The organism is Candidatus Saccharimonas aalborgensis, assembly GCF_000392435.1.
Classification (GTDB): Bacteria; Patescibacteriota; Saccharimonadia; order Saccharimonadales; family Saccharimonadaceae; genus Saccharimonas; species Saccharimonas aalborgensis.
In genome coordinates this window covers 617,164-635,431 of sequence record NC_021219.1, presented here as the reverse complement: position 1 = coordinate 635,431, position 18,268 = coordinate 617,164, and the positions used below count along the sequence as shown (strand labels likewise).

At 49.1% G+C, this 18,268-nt stretch carries 17 protein-coding genes; 3 read left to right on the top strand and 14 right to left on the bottom strand.

All coding sequences use genetic code 11. The annotated features are described in order from the left end of the window. Positions 1-95: 95 nt before the first annotated feature. The 3 genes from L336_RS03240 to L336_RS03230 form a co-directional block, all read right to left on the bottom strand. Complete coding sequence (locus L336_RS03240; RefSeq protein WP_015641790.1) at positions 96-2,327, bottom strand: FtsK/SpoIIIE family DNA translocase; 2,232 nt, start codon at positions 2,325-2,327, stop codon at positions 96-98. A 99-nt stretch (positions 2,328-2,426) separates the two neighbouring features. Continuing rightward, complete coding sequence (locus L336_RS03235; protein WP_015641789.1) at positions 2,427-4,556, bottom strand: ribonuclease J; 2,130 nt, start codon at positions 4,554-4,556, stop codon at positions 2,427-2,429. Positions 4,557-4,693: 137 nt separating this feature from the next. Next, positions 4,694-5,449, bottom strand: a complete 756-nt coding sequence (locus L336_RS03230; protein ID WP_128817300.1) for a hypothetical protein — start codon at positions 5,447-5,449, stop codon at positions 4,694-4,696. Positions 5,450-5,542: 93 nt separating this feature from the next. On the opposite strand from L336_RS03230, the gene L336_RS03225 reads away from it, so the two are divergent. Together L336_RS03225 and L336_RS03220 are read left to right on the top strand one after the other, a co-directional pair. Then, the gene (locus L336_RS03225; protein ID WP_015641787.1) at positions 5,543-6,007 is read left to right on the top strand and encodes a hypothetical protein; all 465 of its coding nucleotides are present in this window, start codon (positions 5,543-5,545) and stop codon (positions 6,005-6,007) included. After that, positions 5,991-6,773 (top strand): hypothetical protein, encoded by a 783-nt coding sequence (locus L336_RS03220; RefSeq protein ID WP_015641786.1) that lies wholly within the window; start codon positions 5,991-5,993, stop codon positions 6,771-6,773. The genes L336_RS03225 and L336_RS03220 overlap by 17 nt, the downstream gene beginning before the upstream one ends. Before the next feature lie 20 nt (positions 6,774-6,793). Here the strand turns inward: L336_RS03220 and L336_RS03215 are convergent, their stop codons facing one another. The 4 genes from L336_RS03215 to L336_RS03200 all read right to left on the bottom strand — a co-directional run bounded on the left by L336_RS03215 (position 6,794) and on the right by L336_RS03200 (position 12,230). Then, on the bottom strand, positions 6,794-7,375 hold the full coding sequence (locus L336_RS03215) for a uracil-DNA glycosylase (protein WP_015641785.1): 582 nt from the start codon (positions 7,373-7,375) through the stop codon (positions 6,794-6,796). Positions 7,376-7,437: 62 nt separating this feature from the next. After that, positions 7,438-8,226, bottom strand: coding sequence for a hypothetical protein (locus tag L336_RS03210; RefSeq protein ID WP_015641784.1), 789 nt, complete (start codon positions 8,224-8,226; stop codon positions 7,438-7,440). Positions 8,227-8,280: 54 nt separating this feature from the next. Further along, positions 8,281-10,404: a polyribonucleotide nucleotidyltransferase gene (gene pnp, locus L336_RS03205; RefSeq protein ID WP_015641783.1), complete on the bottom strand. Its 2,124-nt coding sequence runs from the start codon at positions 10,402-10,404 to the stop codon at positions 8,281-8,283. A 254-nt stretch (positions 10,405-10,658) separates the two neighbouring features. Then, positions 10,659-12,230, bottom strand: coding sequence for a hypothetical protein (locus L336_RS03200; protein ID WP_015641782.1), 1,572 nt, complete (start codon positions 12,228-12,230; stop codon positions 10,659-10,661). Positions 12,231-12,320: 90 nt separating this feature from the next. On the opposite strand from L336_RS03200, the gene L336_RS03195 reads away from it, so the two are divergent. After that, positions 12,321-13,310, top strand: coding sequence for an IS30 family transposase (locus L336_RS03195; protein ID WP_015641781.1), 990 nt, complete (start codon positions 12,321-12,323; stop codon positions 13,308-13,310). Positions 13,311-13,804: 494 nt separating this feature from the next. Here L336_RS03195 and L336_RS03190 read toward each other — a convergent pair whose 3' ends face one another. The 7 genes from L336_RS03190 to truB form a co-directional block, all read right to left on the bottom strand. Next, the gene (locus L336_RS03190; protein WP_015641780.1) at positions 13,805-14,311 is read right to left on the bottom strand and encodes a hypothetical protein; all 507 of its coding nucleotides are present in this window, start codon (positions 14,309-14,311) and stop codon (positions 13,805-13,807) included. Between the two features lie 246 nt (positions 14,312-14,557). Beyond that, a complete protein-coding gene (locus L336_RS03185) occupies positions 14,558-15,166 on the bottom strand; it encodes a non-canonical purine NTP pyrophosphatase (RefSeq protein WP_160142765.1) in 609 nt (202 codons plus the stop codon). A gap of 54 nt (positions 15,167-15,220) precedes the next feature. Next, positions 15,221-15,487, bottom strand: coding sequence for a 30S ribosomal protein S15 (gene rpsO / locus L336_RS03180; protein WP_015641777.1), 267 nt, complete (start codon positions 15,485-15,487; stop codon positions 15,221-15,223). A 46-nt stretch (positions 15,488-15,533) separates the two neighbouring features. Next, positions 15,534-16,787 carry a hypothetical protein gene (locus L336_RS03175; RefSeq protein WP_015641776.1) on the bottom strand — a complete coding sequence of 418 codons (1,254 nt, stop codon included), beginning with the start codon at positions 16,785-16,787 and terminating at the stop codon, positions 15,534-15,536. After that, positions 16,685-17,104: a hypothetical protein gene (locus tag L336_RS03170; protein WP_015641775.1), complete on the bottom strand. Its 420-nt coding sequence runs from the start codon at positions 17,102-17,104 to the stop codon at positions 16,685-16,687. The genes L336_RS03175 and L336_RS03170 overlap by 103 nt, the downstream gene beginning before the upstream one ends. A 72-nt stretch (positions 17,105-17,176) precedes the next feature. Then, a complete protein-coding gene (locus L336_RS03165; RefSeq protein WP_015641774.1) occupies positions 17,177-17,557 on the bottom strand; it encodes an ion transporter in 381 nt (126 codons plus the stop codon). A gap of 29 nt (positions 17,558-17,586) precedes the next feature. After that, complete coding sequence (truB, locus tag L336_RS03160; protein ID WP_015641773.1) at positions 17,587-18,255, bottom strand: tRNA pseudouridine(55) synthase TruB; 669 nt, start codon at positions 18,253-18,255, stop codon at positions 17,587-17,589. Positions 18,256-18,268 lie beyond the last annotated feature (13 nt).

Sequence of the window (18,268 nt, the reverse complement as noted above, 5' to 3'; positions counted from 1 at the left end):
ACTACCCTCCATTATCAACAATCTATTTGTTCTTGTTTGCTCGCACCAAACTAGGTATATTCTACCATTAGTGTTATCGGATAACAACTAATTCACTACGATTCGTAGTCGTGTGATGGATCCATGGGATCATTGTCTAGATCAGCCATGCTGCTAATAAGTACCTCTCGTGGTCGCGCACCGTCGGCTGGGCCGATGATTCCCTGTTCTTCCATTTCCTCGATAATGCGAGCAGCCCTCGCGTAGCCGACGCGTAGTTTACGCTGCAGCAGACTCGTGCTGGCTTTGCGACTCTGAATAACAACCTGTACCGCATCTCTGAACATATCATCACCGCCCTCATGGTCGAAGTCCATGACCACACCGCCTTTACCATTAAGATGGACCGGTTGACTGATAATCTCATCGTTATACTGTGGGGCGCTCTGCATCCGCAGGTGATCAGTTATTTTGTGCACTTCACTATCCATCACCCATGCACCCTGAACACGCTTTGGCTTTGGCATGGTTGCTGTCTTCATCAGCATGTCTCCCTGGCCCAGAAGTTTCTCGGCGCCAATCTGGTCGAGAATGGTGCGAGAATCTACCTGAGAGGCTACCGTAAATGCAATCCGTGCCGGAATATTGGCCTTGATAAGACCAGTGATAACGTCGACGCTTGGGCGTTGTGTCGCCAAAACCAAGTGGATACCGACGGCACGAGCTTTTTGCGCGATTCGTACGATCAATGCCTCAACATCCCGAGCTGCAACCATCATCAGATCGGCTAACTCGTCAATAACAATAACGATGTACGGCATCGTACCTCTGTCGACTTCCTGCATATTGCCGTCCTCGTCAGCAATACTGACGTGCTTGTTTTTGACTTTTTCGTTATAACTCGCGATATCTCGCACTTTTTCCTCAGCAAGAAGTGTGTAGCGACGCTCCATCTCGTTTGTCGCCCACTTCAGCGCGCTAATCGTTTTTTCCGGCTCCACAATCACTGGCGTCAGGAGATGCGGAATATCGGCATAGGGAGCCATTTCAACTTGCTTTGGGTCAACCAAAATCAGCTTCATATCACTCGGGCTGCTCCGATACAGCAGACTGCAGAGCAGCGTGTTGATCATAACAGATTTACCACTTCCTGTTTGACCGGCAATCAGCAAATGTGGCATTTTATTGAGTTCACCCACCATCGGTGCACCCGATATATCTTTGCCAATCGCGAATGACAGCGGTTCGTCCGCACGCTTCCAATCACTACTCTCGAGGATTCCCCTCAGTCGCACATCGGCAGCTTTGCGATTTGGAACTTCGATACCGACAGCTTTTTGGCCAGGAATCGGCGCCTCGATGCGCAAACTACTCGCCGCAAGGTTGAGGGCGATATTTGTCTCAAGCGCGGTAATACGACTCAGCTTGATACCCGCAGGTGGTTTAAGCGTATACTGTGTCACCTTTGGCCCGATGTTGGCACCCTCCATCTCGACATCAATGCTAAACTCGCGCAGTGTATCCTGAATAATATGTGCATTTTGCTGGATATCTCCGGCATCGGCCGGGCTCTGTTTCTTCTCGAGCAATTCCACACCTGGAAACTTCCAGTTGGGGTCACTCACCGCCAGCATGGCAGCTTTTTCTTCGGCCTCTTTGTCAGGTTTTACACTATTTTTGAGGCTGGATAATTTCTTTTGTTCGGCGGGGGTAAGCATCGGCACACCGGCGTTGAGCTTGAAATCAGCCATTGAGCCAGACTTTGTGTCATCCCCAGCTGCTTTACGCATGATATCGCCATTTGCCTGGTCTTCAGTTTTGTCGCCACGAATCAGCCGCCAGATACCCCTGATGAGAGTTCCGGGAGATACCCGCAGCATAAAGAGACTGGTAACTAGTATAAGTAGTACATAGATAAACGCTGCCACCGGTGCGTTGACGAGTGACGACATCGCTGAGTTAAGTCCATCACCAACGGTGCCGCCTGTAGATGGACCGCCGTCTTTGCGTAGCAGCCCAAATAATCCCGCAAACCAGGCAACCAGGAGCAACGACGCAAACTTGAGAACACTGGGGACACGGCTTTCCTCGACACGGAACACCTGTATGGCGACATAGGTAGCGACAAACGGCAATACATAAGTGGCGTAGCCAATCACCCGCAGCGAAGCATCCAGTATCCAGTTAAATACCGGCCCGCCGGCGCCAAACCATGAAACGATAAGGAGTAGTGAAAACGCGATCAAAAAGACAGCGACAACTTGCGACCAGAACCCCGTTGGCAACGTATGTTGCGGAGTATCTGGTTGTTTCTTTTTTCCCCTATTTCGCGTCGATTTTTTTGCCATAACTGGTATCTATTGTACTCTGTTTGCTATCTGATGAGTATAGTTACATTGTAGCATAAATTACTACAAAATGCAAGCTAGTCTGTCTGGTGTGATTATCTAGTAGCTGTGTCCACCGACCCGAATGTGTGGCTCGGTCACCTCTGAATCAGGGTGTTGCTTGGGCGGAAACGGACGTCGAGCGGGGCGTAGCAATGGTGCACGAGAAGCTTGCACTGGCCGTTGGCCGCTGTTTACTTGGGGCTGTGGTTGGTTTTTACTCACTACGCCAATTTCATTGACGACGGGGATCACGATCGGAGTACGACGTGTCTGATCGTAGAGGATGTGTGTCACTTCATCCTTAATCTCTTTTTTGATAACATCGAGATCGTATCTGCCAGCAAAAGCACGCGCCGCCTTTTGCTTGAGATAGGCTCGTATCATCCCCATCAATTCCTCGCTATCACGCAGATAGATAAATCCACGACTGATGATATCGGGGCTGGTGAGTAACCGACCGGTACCACGCTGTACTGTTAGTACCACTACAAACATGCCCTCTTGGCTCATGTGGATACGATCCTTCAGCACCACCTCGCTGACGACTTCTCCCGCATCATCATACATAACGCCGCCGACCGGTACGCGACCGATTTTGCGCGCGCCCTCGTGATCGAACTCAACCACGTCACCTGCGTCACACACAAAGATATTTTCTCTCGGTATACCGCATTCTTTTTCGGCAAGATGGGCATTGTGGACAAGCATATGGAACTCACCATGATTTGGAATATAGTACGTCGGATTGACGACCTGGATAACGCGAACATGGTCGTCATAGTAGCCATGACCACTGAGGTGAAGCGGGCCAACTCCGGTGAGATGTGTTTTGCCGTTTTGGATGATCTCTCCCCCCTCACGCATCAGCCCGTCAACCGTTCGAACAACGTATTTTTCGTTACCCGGAATGGGGTTTGAACTAAAGACCACTACGTCGCTATTTTTTATCTTGATATACTTGTGTGCACCCGTCGCCATGCGATTGAGGACGGCACTAAACTCTCCTTGGCTTCCGGTACAAACAATGGTAACTTTGCCATCAGGAAGCTTGATGATATCTTCCATCTTTACGACAGTATCTTTGGGGACCTTGATTGCGCCAGTGCGCAGGGCAACTTCGAGGTTTTGGATCATGCTATAGCCAGCAAAAGCGACTTTGCGACCATGGCGCTGCGCTTCTTCCAGAATCATTTGCATACGATGTAACTGACTTGAGAAACTCGAAATAATGACGCGGCTATTGGGCCATTTCTCCATCACCTCACCCATGCTGTGTTGGATATCAAATTCACCGTGGGTATGTGTGCCATCACTCTCACAGTTGGTTGATTCATTCAGAAAAACCAAAAAGCCTTCTTTTTGTTGGATTTCGCTCAGCCGAGGTAGATCAAACTTCTTTCCGTCAACCGGGTTTTCCTCGATGCGCCAGTCGCCACTCGATAAAATGTTTCCGACAGGCGTACGCACCACCACAGCAGTCGCATCTGGAATCGAGTGATTGACGCGAACTAGTTCGATACTAAATGAATCACAGATTTGTACGATATCGTGCGCTTCTGGGTTGAGCTCACGATAATCAGGCGTATACGCCCCATCCGTTTCCTCCATCGTACGCTGTAGCATACCAAGGGTAAACTTGCTGGCATACACTGGCGCTGGAATCTTTGGCACCAAGTGGCGGAACGCCCCGATGTGATCGAGGTGTCCATGAGTGAACACGTGGCCACGAATACGATGTTTGTTCTCCTCAAGCCACGTGATATCTGGGGTAATATAGTTGATTCCCGGATAATCAGCACCCGGAAACAGAAAGCCCATGTCGATAATGATGATATCATTGTCGAACTCAATGGCCGTCATGTTTTTGCCGATACCCATCTCGCCAACACCACCGATTGGGATGATCTTGAGGGTTGGGCGGGGCGCCCGCGGCCGTTTTGGCTGGTCGACAAGGCTAAATTGCTTGCCGCCATAGCCGTTATAAATAGATTTGTTGACCGGTACATTGATCATATGCTGGCTCGCCTGCATATTGACATTGTCACTGGTACGTCGTTGGGCCCGAAACACCTCGCCCTTGCGGGTGGTTGTGGCGTTGAGCACTGTATTATTTGATTTCTGTTTAGCAACCATTGGCCGCTTGCTGGCATCGTCTGCCTGCGGTTTTGAGAGTCGTCGTTGACCCATAAATTATTTGTTCTCCTTGTTATTGTGTATAAAATAATTTCAAAATGAGGTGTGAGAGGTTGGTATCGACGATAAGACGAGCTACCCCTCTGACAATTATCCTGCAGTATAGCACAATTTTTTACGAAATGCAACCATTACGGCCGTATCTGTTCGTAGAGGAGCATAAATTGAAGTAATGACTCGTCAATCACATCATCAGCTATACTACCGAGAAAAAGTTGCTGTCGCAATGCATGGTCGTAACCTTCATAGCTCATCTTTACTTGAGGATGATACGTTGTCTCCTCCGCTAATGACGGTACAAATAGCCGTGAGACACTGGCGGTCCGCGCAAGTTCATGGCTCACTCGGCTATGAAGTGCACCCTGAAAGAGCGTTATCTTTTCACCAGGATATATCTGCATAATTTGTCGCACCTGGCGCGCCACTAGGCGGTCTCTCAGTGCAACTGCTCTCGCATCCACTACCACCAGGCATCGCATCACATGCCTCAGGAGATCAATATCCGCGTCCCTATTTATTAGGGTTTCAAGCGAATCAAACTGTTGATCGGAGCGATGAATATAGCGAAACACCCTGTCCTCGCAGGAGGCATCAACAAGGTAAAGCTTTTTTCCTGTACCCTCAAAACGCGTCGCAACTCGATCGAATAGGCCGTCGCCTATCTCTATCAGAAACTCCATGTCCTCTTGACAGGGGTTACCCGCCACAAAAGCATTGAGTGCTCGCTCAATGCAAGCGCGTTCTGCCTTCGTTTCGCCAGCAGCTTCAAGCGCCAGTATCGATCCGTCAGAATCAGAAAGTGCGTCGACGATCCTATCAAGGTTTTCGGTACGATGATTCGCCAGGATAGTATCAATGATTGGCTTTTTCGCCTCGTAACTAGACATACTGGCCATTGTAGCAAGCGACGTTTTCGTTCCAAACCATAAGTATATTGATAGTCTTAAGCAGATTTAAGCAGATTTTGCTATACTGACCACATGGATACAAATGCTCCCAACCCCCCAACCGAGGCTGAGCAGACCCCACCACCGAGCTTGCCGTCAGAACGATCACCAATAACAGCGCCCGAATCACCTCTGGGCGAGGAACTGGAGGCTACATCACCCTCATCTCCTCAAACGTTACCTGTCGTGCGTTCCTCATCAAAGAAGCGCTTAGTTGTACTAATCACCCTCGCTGTCGTCGTTATAGCTGCGCTGGTGGTTGCCTACCTGTACATGTCGAACACCCAAAAGCCAGTGGCCACACAACAAAAAACCACCCAGGCGCCTACTTCCACCACACTCGCTCCAGAAGATGCAATTAACTCACAGCTTATCGATGAGTCTAATCGCGATATCACCGATGCGTCAGAACAGACGGCCCAAGATACCAAGGAAGTTGAAACAATCAGTAAGGAAGTCGACAATATTTCAGGAGCCTACGATGAAACAAAGTTTTAAACATACCACTTCTCTTGTCGGTCTCAGCTTCGCGATAGCACTTGTTCCTACGCTGTCTTTCGCTATAGAAGCACAACCAGACAACCAACAACCGACAACGACAGGCGGGCAGAGCAGTTTTTGCCGCTCACTGAGCGACATCACAACCAAAACATCTGGTGAAATCTCCAGCCGCTCAGGCAAACTATCGTCAACGCGTGATACAGCAGACAAAGAACGCTCTTCCAACCGAAGCTCGGTAGATGCGAAACTCATGGCCGATCGTAAAACGTGGGAAACAAAGCGAGATGAAAACTTCTCAAAGCTAGAGTCACTTGCAAAAACTCCCGGACAAAAGGCTGCGGTTGCAACCTACGTAAAAACGATTAAAAATGCTATCGAGACTCGACAGATGGCAAATGACAAAGCTCGCACACAGTACCGTACAGCAGTCGATGCTCTTATTGCTGCTCACCGCAGTGCAGTAGACACTCGAGTTGCTACGTTTACAAACTCTGTAAAAACAGCTGTTGCGACCGCAAAAGCCAGTTGTGCTACGAACCCCCAAACTACTGCTGAGACGTTCCGGGCATCGCTCAAGCAAGCTCGTGAAACCTTTAGCGCCGCCAAGCAGGAAGATGCAAAACTTGGTCCTCAAATCAAAGCGTTGGCCACTACCCGTGATGCTGCTATCAAAGCCAACAATGAGACCATGAAACAAACGGTTGAGGCAGCTCGTACCGTTCTCAAAACCGCTCTAAAAGACACTTCAGACACACAGAATTAACAGTTGCCTCTTTGTCACCGTTATTGACGAGTGGCAGCGTCAAGAATGGTCGGTAAACTGACAAAATCATCCATGAGAAGCTGTCTCATACCGCCGTTGTACAAGGCTGCAGCTGGATGGTAAAGAGGTACGATAACTATTTTCTTGTCACCAAATTGTATTCGTTTGGGTTGACCATGAATCTGACCGATACTCTTACCAGGCAGAAAATACTCCATACTATGCCTACCAAGCGTCACGACGAGGAGAGGATCAATAATTTGAAGCTGGCGTATGAGATAAGGCCAGAAGGCTTGTTTCTCATTGGGCAGAGGGTCACGATTGTTGGGTGGCCTATACTTGACTATGTTTGTGATGTACACTTCGTCACGATTCATCCCAGCCAGAGTAAGCATTTCATTTAAGAACTTACCTGCTACACCCACAAACGGCACCCCTTGCTCGTCCTCATTTTTGCCCGGTGCCTCTCCAATAAATACGATTTTGGCATCGAGACTGCCAGCGCCCATAACTAACTGGGTCGCCGATCTCCTCAGCTCAGGACACACCTCATTTGCAACTATCATCTCTTGTAGTACAGCCATCTCGGTTTGTTTAGTCATAAAAAATCGCTCCTCTACTATTGTACAGGAGCGATTAGTCTGAAACTAAGGTCTCAAAGAGTCTATTTCAACTTTGCGTTGATAGCGTCTTTGAGTGCGTTACCGCTATCAGTATAGCCGTTCTTGAGCGACTTGCTATCGTTTGTGAATTTGGTTGTCGCGTCATAATAGGCCGATGAGTTAAGCTTGCCGTTCATCGCATCTTCGAGGTACTTGGAAAGTGCTTCAGCGTAATCTGTGACTGTTTGCGAACCTTTGTCTTTGACGGCGCGCAGTTTAGTCACACAAGCAGGAACATCTTCCTTTGTTTCGACATTCTTACAATCGTCGGCTGCTCGTATAAACTCTGCAACAGCATGACCAAATACCACTACCCTATCAGTTTCATCCTTAAAGGTCTTGTAGAGTTTATTGAGTTTATCATCCTTTTGGATTGCCCTCAGATCGCCCATGCCTTTTACCTGTGTGCTCAACTCGTTAAACTTTGAGTCAAGTGTCTCTGGCGAGCTTGATGTTGTGGTACTGAGTGAACCGACGCTTGAGTCAAGATCAACAATCTTATTGAAAGAATCGGCTGCCTTTTGGTAATCATCCTTCGACACATAGTAGTTCATCATCCAAACTGCCACACCTATACCAGCGATGAGAAGTAGCCCGACAAAGCCTGAAACAAGGCCGATGATCAAACCTTTTTTCGATTTCTGTGGTGCGGCTGGTACCATAGGAGCTCCTACCGGTGGAGAAAACGGCATCGGTGCAGGCTGTTGCATAGGGGCTGACGCGGGGACAGGCGCGACTGGTTCAACTGGGGTCGGCACCGGTTGATTGGGTTGATTCTGATTTGGGTCCATTACAAGTAGTTCTCCTTATGTTTTCTTCATCATACCAAACTCTAGCGTGTTCCGCTAGAGTTGGTCTTGGCTTACACCCTTCATGGTTAGGCTAAGACGACCCTTTTCGTCAATACCAGAGAGTAAAACGTTGACTATCTGCCCTTCCTTGAGAATATCTGTTACCTTCTCGACTCGCTTATCTGAAAGTTGAGAGATATGAAGCATGCCGTCCGTTCCAGGCATGATGTTTACAAATGCACCGAAGTCCTTGATAGTGACAACTTTACCGGTATAAATCTTGCCTACTTCAGGCTCTTCGGTCAAGCCTCGAATCCATTCGAGGGCCTTCTCGATACTCGCCGTGTCACTACTGGCTACTGTGATCAATCCATCATCTTTGATGTCGATCATGGCGCCTGTCTCAGAGGTAATCTTGTTGATAACTTCACCACCTTTACCAATCACCGCGCCAATTTTGTCGGGATTGATCTTGATCTTCTCGATCCTCGGTGCATACGGGCTGAGCGCTTGACGTGGCCCAGCGAGAGTACTCTTCATGTGTTCTAAGATGTGTTGACGACCTGGACCAGCCTTGCGAATCGCATCAGCAAGCACCTCAACAGGCAAACCATGAACCTTCATGTCCATTTGTACGGCGGTGATGCCTTGCTCAGTACCGGTCACCTTGAAATCCATATCACCCGCAAAATCTTCGGCGTCGGCAATATCAGATAATACATAGTGGGTGTCACCATCTACCATCAGACCCATGGCGATACCACTCACTGGTCGCTTGATCGGTACGCCTGCGTCCATAAGCGCAAGGCAGGAACTACAGGTTGCCGCCATACTCGTTGAGCCATTTTGGCTCATGATCTCCGTAACACTACGAATCGCATACGGGAACTCTTCTTCGGTAGGGAGCACTGGTATAAGTGCCCGTTCAGCGAGGTATCCATGTCCAATCTCACGTCGCCCAGGGCTACCGAGACGGCGCACTTCACCAACTGTATAGCCGGGAGCATTGTAATGATGCATGTAGCGTCGCTCACCGTCAGTCACCTCCATTGTATCGACAATTTGCGCAAAGCTCAGAGGCGCCAGAGTCACAATATTGAGTCCCTGCGTCACCCCTCGAGTAAATAAGCTTGAGCCGTGCGCACGTGGCAACAGGCCAACCTCACTGCTAAGCGGACGAATCTCGTCAAGTTTACGGCCATCTGGACGCACCCCGTCCTTTACAATGCCATCACGAACATCTTTGTGAACGGCCATGGTAAATGCTTCATCGTACTCATCCTTTGCATCACTATAGTCATCACCAACTTTCTCAGTCATCGCCTCATGGAAACTCCAGCGAAGCTCATTGATTAGCTCATTGCGCTCGGGGTATGCTTTGCGGAGCGCAGCACCGAGCTTCCCTTCTACCCATTGATCGACTTCCTTTTGAATTGTTTCGTCTGGAAGCACAAGATCGTATTCCTGCGCAACTGGCGCAACTTTCTTGGCAAGCTCATGCTGCAATGCTATCGCCGGTTGAAATGCTTCAAATGCCCAACGCATCGCATCGATGATGACGTCTTCGGCAACTTCATTTGCACCCGCTTCTACCATAGTGATACCCGACTCGATACCAGCGACTACCAGATCAAGGTCGCTCGCCGCACGCTCCTCGGGAGTGAGAAACGCCTTAAACTCACCAGCCACACGACCAACGCGCAGACCAGCCACGGGACCGTCAAATGGTGTACCGGTCAGCATCAACGCAGCACTCGCCGCGATCATTGCTACCATGTCGGGACGGAAATTCGGGTCCATGCTGAGCACACTGCTGACCACCTGGACTTCTTGGCGATAGCCCTTTGGAAAGAGTGGTCGGATAGGACGATCAATGAGTCGACCGATCAAGATCGCTTCATCGCTCGGACGGCCTTCGCGCTTGATGAAACGGCTACCGCTAATTTTGCCGGCTGCATACATTTTTTCTTCGTAGTCGATGCTCAGGGGGAAATAGTCGAGCACAACAGGCTTAGTACCCACCATCGCCGTACCGAGCACCACAGTGTCACCGTAGGTAACGAGCACACTGGCGGTGGTGCGAAAGCCGACGCGGTTGACTTCGAGCGTCAGTTTCTTGCCGCAAAAATCGGTAGAAACGGCAATAATATCCTTGCCATTAGGGTTGATAATACTCATAGATCTGAGCCTCCTTTTATTAGATCACTCACCTTTGTCTTGTGGGGTAAGTAACGGGTAGAAACTTTTCTTTAAAAGGCTTCTATCCAGCACTTACCAGAGTACGAGCGACTTACGTTTATTGTACCACAATGCCAGGCTTCTGATTGCTAAATACCCTCGCTCCTCATACATTCACGCCGACATAACACTACCAGCTCTCCAAGGCCATTCACTCTTGTGAGATCGACTTAACACCCGCCGTGTGTAACTCCCTAGATGCCATCGATAATCGAGAGTAGTTGCTGACGCGCCCTAGCTGCAGCACGTTGCAGTTCTGAAGCGTTACCGGGTCGTTCATTCCAAATTTGCGACCTTGGGCTATTCTGAGCAAAGAAAGATTTCATGTGCGCTAGCTTGTCGGATGTCATCCGTAGTTCACCGCTAGCTCCCCGAGCAAGGAAATCCTCTAGGTCCACGCCTGAAGCAGCAAGCAACTCACGGACTTTAGGGTTACGCGCATAGTTGCTCACAAACGATACTGCATTATTGTTTGCTACCTCAAGACTAAACGGCGCGCGTTCTTGTGCCCTAGATGGCTGCACTGCCTCGCCATCCCCATTTGCCACCGGTGCAGCCTCTTCGGGTGCAGTTTGTTGCTCAACTGCTGGGCTTTCCTCTGGTGCTACTTCCTGGGCAACTTCTTGCATTTCTTGTGGTAGCGTTTCTCGCTGAACTTCCTGGGGGTTACTTATATTACCTCTGCTCTGCTGTTCATGAACCACTTCACCGACATGGTCAATTACTGCTTCAACTGTCGCAGCCTCCTTTGGCGTAGCCGGCTCACCATCAATCAAAACATCGGGGTTATCTGACTCTGGCGTCACAACATCAACTTCGTGCGTCTCACTTGATCCATTGGGAGCTTCTTCGGTCACAACAACATCGACGTCACCAAGCGTACCATCAGGCCTAATCTCTATTACCATATCCAAGCCGTCACCAAGATGGCCCTTCTCCACATATACTAAACCATTGTCAGTATCGATAAGCTCTTCAGCGAATGGGAGCTGCGTGGTGGCCGCTTCGGCAACACTGGCAGCACTGTGCCCAATGCGTCGTGCTTCGGCATGATCAATACGATCCTGTACCTCACCTACACTAAGCACTTCACCAGTAGTGGCATGAGTAAAGGTAGCTTCGCCATCAGCGGTTCGGCTCATCGCAACCGCACTTGGCTCTTGTTTTCCCTTTAGAACGGCCAAAAAGCCTTCTCGTCCATATTTCTCTAGACCAGAACTCACAAACTCTGGCGGCAGCGACTTTAGCAATGCCTGGTCTGCCGCATACGCCTGCGCTCGCTCTGCAATGTGCGCTTCGTGCAGCTCAGCAGCACTGGGGCCGGCCCGGTTAGAAAGAGCCTCTTGATTCAGAGCGTCCCATTGAACACCTGTAAGTGGTGTACCGTCGGGACCCTCAGCGTAAATGCGTCTACCTGCTTGTCCAGCCGGTATCGCCTGTTCTTGAAGCGAGGCGAAACTGTTCGATCTCTCGACTTGTGAAGATGGATCTTGCGTCACTGGCATAGTATCGGGACTGTTCTCAAAAGCCGACGCAACACTCTGCCTTGCAGTGGCAACTTCGATGCGCGGACTAGGTAGCGCAAGATCTGGGGGTACATGTCCAAGCCGACCCGATTGGATTAACGCTTCACCTGCAGCAGCAAGCGTAGCACTTGAGTCATCGACTACTCTGTCTAGCCCCACCCGCAACTCAGCAGTAAAAGTAGGATCAAATCCACCACCATTAGGTGCTTCGGGTGATGCTGACTTGAGTCGTTCCGCCATGGTTTTTCCTTTGATAACTTTTTGATTTTAGCAAGTGTATACCTCCATTCCGTTTTGAATCAGGACACCCGATGCTAGACAATACACACCATGAAGAAAGCATCAAAGGTAACGGATGCCGAGCGGAGCGAGATAGACATCCTCCATACCAAAGGCTATTCTGCACGGGCCATCGCCCGTGCATTGGGGCGCAGTCCCAATACCATTGCGACCGAGCTGCAACGCAATAGCCTCAAGGATGGGAGATACGTCGCTACCCACGCCAAACACAAAGCCTATGTACGGCGTAAGTATGCTCGCTACCAAGGCAAGAAGATTCAAGACAATGACGAGCTTCGCTCGTTCATCGTCCTGAAACTCTCTGAGCACTGGAATCCAGACGAGATAGCCGGCTATCTCAGAGCCAACTCAGCGCTTGGTATCTATGCCAGCAAGACGGCCATCTATGAATGGTTGCGCAGTGCCTGGGGACAACAGTACTGCCCGTTGCTGTACTCGAAGCGTTACCGCAAGAAACCACGCAGACAACTCAGGGCGGGTCACGTCATGATTCCCGACCGCACTTCCGTCACAGAGCGACCGCTGGTCGCTCTAGACCGAGCCGAGACCGGTCACTGTGAATACGACAGCGTCGTGAGCAGCAAGCACCCAGGGAGCGTCTCTGCACTCGCTGTCCTTACCGAACGGTCTTCACGACTGGTACGAGCGAAGCTCGTACCTAACCTGAAGCCAGAGCCGTACGCACACACCATCTCGCGACTCGCGAGTGGGCTGGGGGTTCGCAGTATGACGACTGATAACGGCATCGAGAACAGGCGCCACGCACTCGTCACTAAGAAGACGGGCGCGCCCGTCTTCTTTACTGACCCCTATTCCTCTTGGCAAAAAGGCAGTGTCGAGAACACCAACAAGATGCTGCGTCGCTACTTCCCGAAGGGCACCGACTTTGCTACAGTGACACAAACGGATGTTGACATGGCGCTCACGCGCATCAACAACAAGCCGAGGAAGATCCTCGGCTACAAAAGTTCATTACAAGTTGCAAAAGAGAAAGGATTAATTCTAGAGGGAGTGTCCTGATTGGGGGGTGAATTTAGGATACCTGTTATATGTGTATAGTATCATGCCAGAGTAATTTTGTCAACTAAGCTACTACCTACCCGGATAGTGGTGATCCATGTTTACAAAAAATTATTTTTAAATAATTAGTGGGTTAGTTAATTGCTGGATGGAATAATCTGTGAATCCTTAGAGCTTTTCTGCTGAGTGTTTTAACAACATATTCTCGCTCGTCTCGATGAGGTTCAGTCAGCAAGGAGCTGCTTTGTAGGGATAGAAAAATATACCACTGACCCACTATAGATGTATCTACAAAATCACGCATTCTTTATACAATGCACTCCCCGTAGAAGAGGAGTGCATGTTGTCATAGCACGAAAAGCTTTACCGAACGAATCTCTGCCAGAATGTTTGATATTTCATGAAAGGCGAATTGTTCTTGATAGAACCGGTACTTATTTGGGTCGTAGTACTGGGGTTTGCGTACCACCCCATACCTGATGTTCCACTGCTACCTACGGAATCATTCCAATCCATCCATAGTCACGCTGGAAGAAGCCAACACGCTGAAGGGTTACTGGATTAACGTAGGCAGTACTTGAAACCCACGCTGTTCGTGGATTAACCTGGTAGTCTGGATCAGTTGCGCACGTGGCGGCAGCTTGAAAGCTTGGTGTTGGCATGCCAAGGTCATAGTTAAAAAGCGCGTCATGAATGGCGTAGTGATCAATGTGGTCATATATCTGACAGTTTGGATAACTATTTGAAGTTGTATGCGAGAATGGTCCAATCATAGTGTAAAATAGCAGATTAGGTAAACCTAAGGTGCTTCGTCGGTTCATGATCGATTTAAGTGCCCAGACTGCCTCAGCTGTTGTTAGATCATTGTTGCCGAGATTGAAGAACAATACTTTCCCCATTGTGCCAGTGCCATTAGTGCTGTTGTATATCCTGACACTTCTGTCAGCGATAAAGGTCCCATTATCGACATGCCCTGGTGTTGTGGTGCCAATGAGTGGCAAATTGACGGCCCTTATTATTTATTAGCAATTATGGAATACAACCTAGGTAAAACGTATCGTACTACGTAAATATATACTCGATCACTTCGTCGCCGCGGCGAGAAAGGTTGGTGATACCGTCAAGTTGTTCTGAATTCCCACCTGTTTGATCTAGTGAATTCATGATTCTTTTGGTTATTATACCAAGATATGAGACATTTTGCAATAGCTTCTTTTGCTGTCCGACAAACCCCTGATGGCAGTCGCTTATTGTGAGCTTTTCAGCCAACCACAGAACTTCGCGTACGCATCATTTTCTTCACGCTTCACAGAAGTGAGCATGCGTTCGCTGGCACTAAGCTGCGAGAGAGTTTTGTCCAGACCCTCGGGGATAAATATCCGCCACAATGGACTCCATTCTTCCGGATGTACATACGTATCGGCCCGCTCAGCTATGCTGCCACGAAATGGCTCATCGGTAAATATATGCTCGTTGCCCTTCTCGTCAATATAGACGAGGCAACTCAGGAAATGTGCCTTCCTATTTGTCTGACCCTCCATAAACGCCATAATGCCGTCGATACCGATGGTGGTCAGCATGTATTTGATGTAGGGACCGGGAAATCCACCGAGGGCATCGATATGAAACGAACTGTCATCGACAAGTACCGGACCATGCACCTGCTGGTACGCCTGCCGACCCTTCATGAGGGCAATTTCCTCGGCTGTATCGGCTTGCGGTTCTATGATATCGAGTGATCTGGGAACGACTCGCACCATTATATTGTGATGTTTTAGGTAGCGCTCGAGCGTCTTTGCTTTTCCGTGATTGCCAGTTGCAAAGACAACACTCTTTATCGTATCTACTCTAGTCATAGGCATAGTATAACAAAAACTCCCCTCATGTAGCGGAAGGGAGCGGTTGCGGGCTTATTTGCGAAGCCCTAGTTTGTCAAGCGTTGCCTTGTAGGCCTCAAAGTCCGTACTTTCAAGGTATTTGAGGAGCCTTTTACGCCTCCCCACCATCTGAATCAGTCCGCGGCGCGCCATATTGTCGTGCTTGTTGACCTTTAGATGCTCAGTCACCTCTTTGATACGAGCCGTCAAAATCGAAATCTGTGCCTGTGGGCTACCGACGTCGCTTTTGTTGACCTGAGTCAAAGCTATCGCTTTTGCTTTATCGTCCTTTGATATCATGACTGATGATTGTAACAGATAGATACTCTAGTGTCAAACAGCCTCGTCACCAAACATTTCCTTTGCGATCGGGAGACTCCGCTCGATGCTCTGCAAGCCCCTTAAAATAGGATGTATATTCTCCTGATGTTGGGTCGACTAACTCTCCAGCTATATACATAGCCGGTTGTACATAGTCAAAACTTCCTAGCTCATTCGTTTCATTTACCGCAATACGATAATCTGGTTCTGCAATCACCCTATCACCCTCGTAACGATAATACATCGTGCAGCCCGCAGAGACAGGCGGCGCAATCACACGCAAACCTGATTGACGTGAGATAGTCTGAGCAAGGCCGCCCTGAGCACCAGTCGAACAAGACTGCAAAACAATCGTCGCATCGGGCGAAAACCATCTGTAAAGACGCGAAAAATCCTGGCCTACTGCCAGTGAACCAAGTTTGTCGCCAATTGCGCTGAGACAGATTGACTCAGATGCACCATGACCTGTCAAAACACAGAAATCAATCTGGTGCTCATGCCCATACATATCTTTGAGCAAATTAAGCCTCTGCACCAACTCTGGTGCCGATGCTACTTCTATCGCCCTTACGAAATGCTTATCAAGTGAATGAGTCTTTCCCCTGCCACCATCTTTTCGAAATGCTTCTTTTCCGTCATCGCCCCGGTCATCAAGTGCAGTAATAAGGAGGCCGTAGGGCTTCGTGGTGTCCCCATGACAATCATACTGCTCAGTTAAGAACTCTTTGCCCCACCGACCAAAGTTTCGAATGCCATAAAATGAATGCAGTACCTGGATCGCACCGGGTCGTTCTTGCTCAAGGCCAGAGAGACAAAGCATGAGATCTGTCGAGTCTTCATTGACCGTCCGCACGACCTCATCTACTTCTTTGATACCAAGCCTCGCTAAAAAGTTATGGAGAAAGATAAATCCATTTTCCTCACTCCTCCAGTCCCTCGTCCAGTTTGCATTTTCAAATACGTTACCGACCGTCTTGAATACTTCGGGCTGCATCACGATTTGCCAATACTTTTCCTTGCCTTTTTCGTCCAATAACTGATCAAGATACCCAAAATTTGCTGACAGTATCCGACCGCTCGTATCGCGGAATGTATGGTTTTGGGACAGTTCCTCAAGGGCGCCTAAGAAATCGTGAGCCGTATCTCGGTTTGGTATTGACGCGCGCAGTGACTGGGCTAGCTCCTCAACCACCTGCTTGCGCTGATTATCAAAATCCCACACCGCTTTGTGTTGGTTAGCACGTGTAAGTTCATCAAGATACCGCGCTGCAATGCCCATGCAATCTGTCGAGGTCTATCGATTGAAGGTCGCGGTGAGGGTACTATGGCATAAAACTCATCATCCTCCGTCTCGTCACTAGCAGACTTGTCGTTTGTATTGCAATTACCTTCTAGGTCGAGTCGATTAACCTTATCAAAGAGACCAACGACATACAATCTCGCATCGCTAGCTGCAATTCGTTGATCATGTGACATCATCCGCAGCTCATCCTCGCTACAGAAGGCGCGATCAAGCAAAGATTCTAGCGCAGCAATTGAGGCGTCAACTTCATCTGAGGTCGGCTTTTCACCTGGTACTGAGCGAGTATTCTTCATTTTTTTATTTTTCTATCGTGTATACCTATATATTATCATACTTGCGGCAATAAGTCAATTTTCAGCCTTCTCTCATCTGGAGAACAAACGGGTGTTGTGCTCGTAGCGATAGGCAGCAAAGATTTTGAGCAACTTGAGAAGTCTCAGAAGGCGAATACCCTTGAGCAACTCAAACGTGGCCGTTGGCACCGGTACAGCCGCGATGAGATAAAACCAGTGTGTCCGGAGGTATCTCCGGCGGTCGCGGGCATAGTACCACTCAAACAAAAACTCCGCCAGAAAGATGAAGGCGACCGTTATTTCGTACACTTCTACCCTAGCAAGCTGCGAGTCCGTAAGTTGTTCAAAATGTTCGAGCGCCAAAAAGACGAAGCTACCGACTACAAGTACGGTCATTATCATTTCTTTTATGAACAAAAATCGCCGTAATTTGCGCTTTTGTGAGACGGTCATTATGGATGTAGTATAGCAAACTTCTTATGCTAGTCGTCGATGCCGAAATCGGCCAGCGTCTGTGCGTCCGCGACATTCCACTTGGCAATACTACTACGCCGAAGCCGCTGGCAATACGCGCCAGTACCAAGCGCCTCGCCGATGTCGACAGCCAGGCTACGAATGTATGTGCCGCTACTAACGTGGGTACGTATCTTTAACTCTGGGTAGTGATAATCGAGTATATCAAGCGAATAGATAGTCACGGTGCGCTCCGGCATCTCGACTTCTTTGCCGCCACGTGCTAGTTTGTAGGCACGCTGACCACCAATTTTGACAGCACTAAAGATCGGCGGCCGCTGACGGATCTCACCAGTGAATTGCTCTAACACCTCTTGAACTGTTGCTCGTGGGGGCGCAGCAGTCACTTCTTGCTCAGAGAGAGTTATTTCACCCTCTGGATCACCCGTCGTGCTAACCTGTCCCAATACAAATGTTGCTTCGTACACTTTGTCGAGCTTGGTATAGTGCATGGCGTTACGACACTCTTTGCCGGTCACCAAGATCATCAACCCCGTTGCAAATGGATCGAGTGTGCCTGTATGACCCACTTTCACCTTTTTGCCTGCACGCTTACTAAGAACTCTTCGAATTCGGGCAACGACACCAAAACTGGTCATGCCGGCTGGTTTATCGATCAGTATCGTATCGTTTTCCACACTATGTATTGTA

Bases quoted from the DNA above. Each gene is read 5' to 3' on its own strand.
- L336_RS03240 (WP_015641790.1), bottom strand. From the start codon at position 2,327: ATGGCAAAAAAATCGACGCGAAATAGGGGAAAAAAGAAACAACCAGAT.
- L336_RS03235 (WP_015641789.1), bottom strand. From the start codon at position 4,556: ATGGGTCAACGACGACTCTCAAAACCGCAGGCAGACGATGCCAGCAAG.
- L336_RS03230 (WP_128817300.1), bottom strand. From the start codon at position 5,449: ATGTCTAGTTACGAGGCGAAAAAGCCAATCATTGATACTATCCTGGCG.
- L336_RS03225 (WP_015641787.1), top strand. From the start codon at position 5,543: ATGGATACAAATGCTCCCAACCCCCCAACCGAGGCTGAGCAGACCCCA.
- L336_RS03220 (WP_015641786.1), top strand. From the start codon at position 5,991: ATGAAACAAAGTTTTAAACATACCACTTCTCTTGTCGGTCTCAGCTTC.
- L336_RS03215 (WP_015641785.1), bottom strand. From the start codon at position 7,375: ATGACTAAACAAACCGAGATGGCTGTACTACAAGAGATGATAGTTGCA.
- L336_RS03210 (WP_015641784.1), bottom strand. From the start codon at position 8,226: ATGGACCCAAATCAGAATCAACCCAATCAACCGGTGCCGACCCCAGTT.
- pnp (WP_015641783.1), bottom strand. From the start codon at position 10,404: ATGAGTATTATCAACCCTAATGGCAAGGATATTATTGCCGTTTCTACC.
- L336_RS03200 (WP_015641782.1), bottom strand. From the start codon at position 12,230: ATGGCGGAACGACTCAAGTCAGCATCACCCGAAGCACCTAATGGTGGT.
- L336_RS03195 (WP_015641781.1), top strand. From the start codon at position 12,321: ATGAAGAAAGCATCAAAGGTAACGGATGCCGAGCGGAGCGAGATAGAC.
- L336_RS03185 (WP_160142765.1), bottom strand. From the start codon at position 15,166: ATGACTAGAGTAGATACGATAAAGAGTGTTGTCTTTGCAACTGGCAAT.
- rpsO (WP_015641777.1), bottom strand. From the start codon at position 15,487: ATGATATCAAAGGACGATAAAGCAAAAGCGATAGCTTTGACTCAGGTC.
- L336_RS03175 (WP_015641776.1), bottom strand. From the start codon at position 16,787: ATGGGCATTGCAGCGCGGTATCTTGATGAACTTACACGTGCTAACCAA.
- L336_RS03170 (WP_015641775.1), bottom strand. From the start codon at position 17,104: ATGAAGAATACTCGCTCAGTACCAGGTGAAAAGCCGACCTCAGATGAA.
- L336_RS03165 (WP_015641774.1), bottom strand. From the start codon at position 17,557: ATGACCGTCTCACAAAAGCGCAAATTACGGCGATTTTTGTTCATAAAA.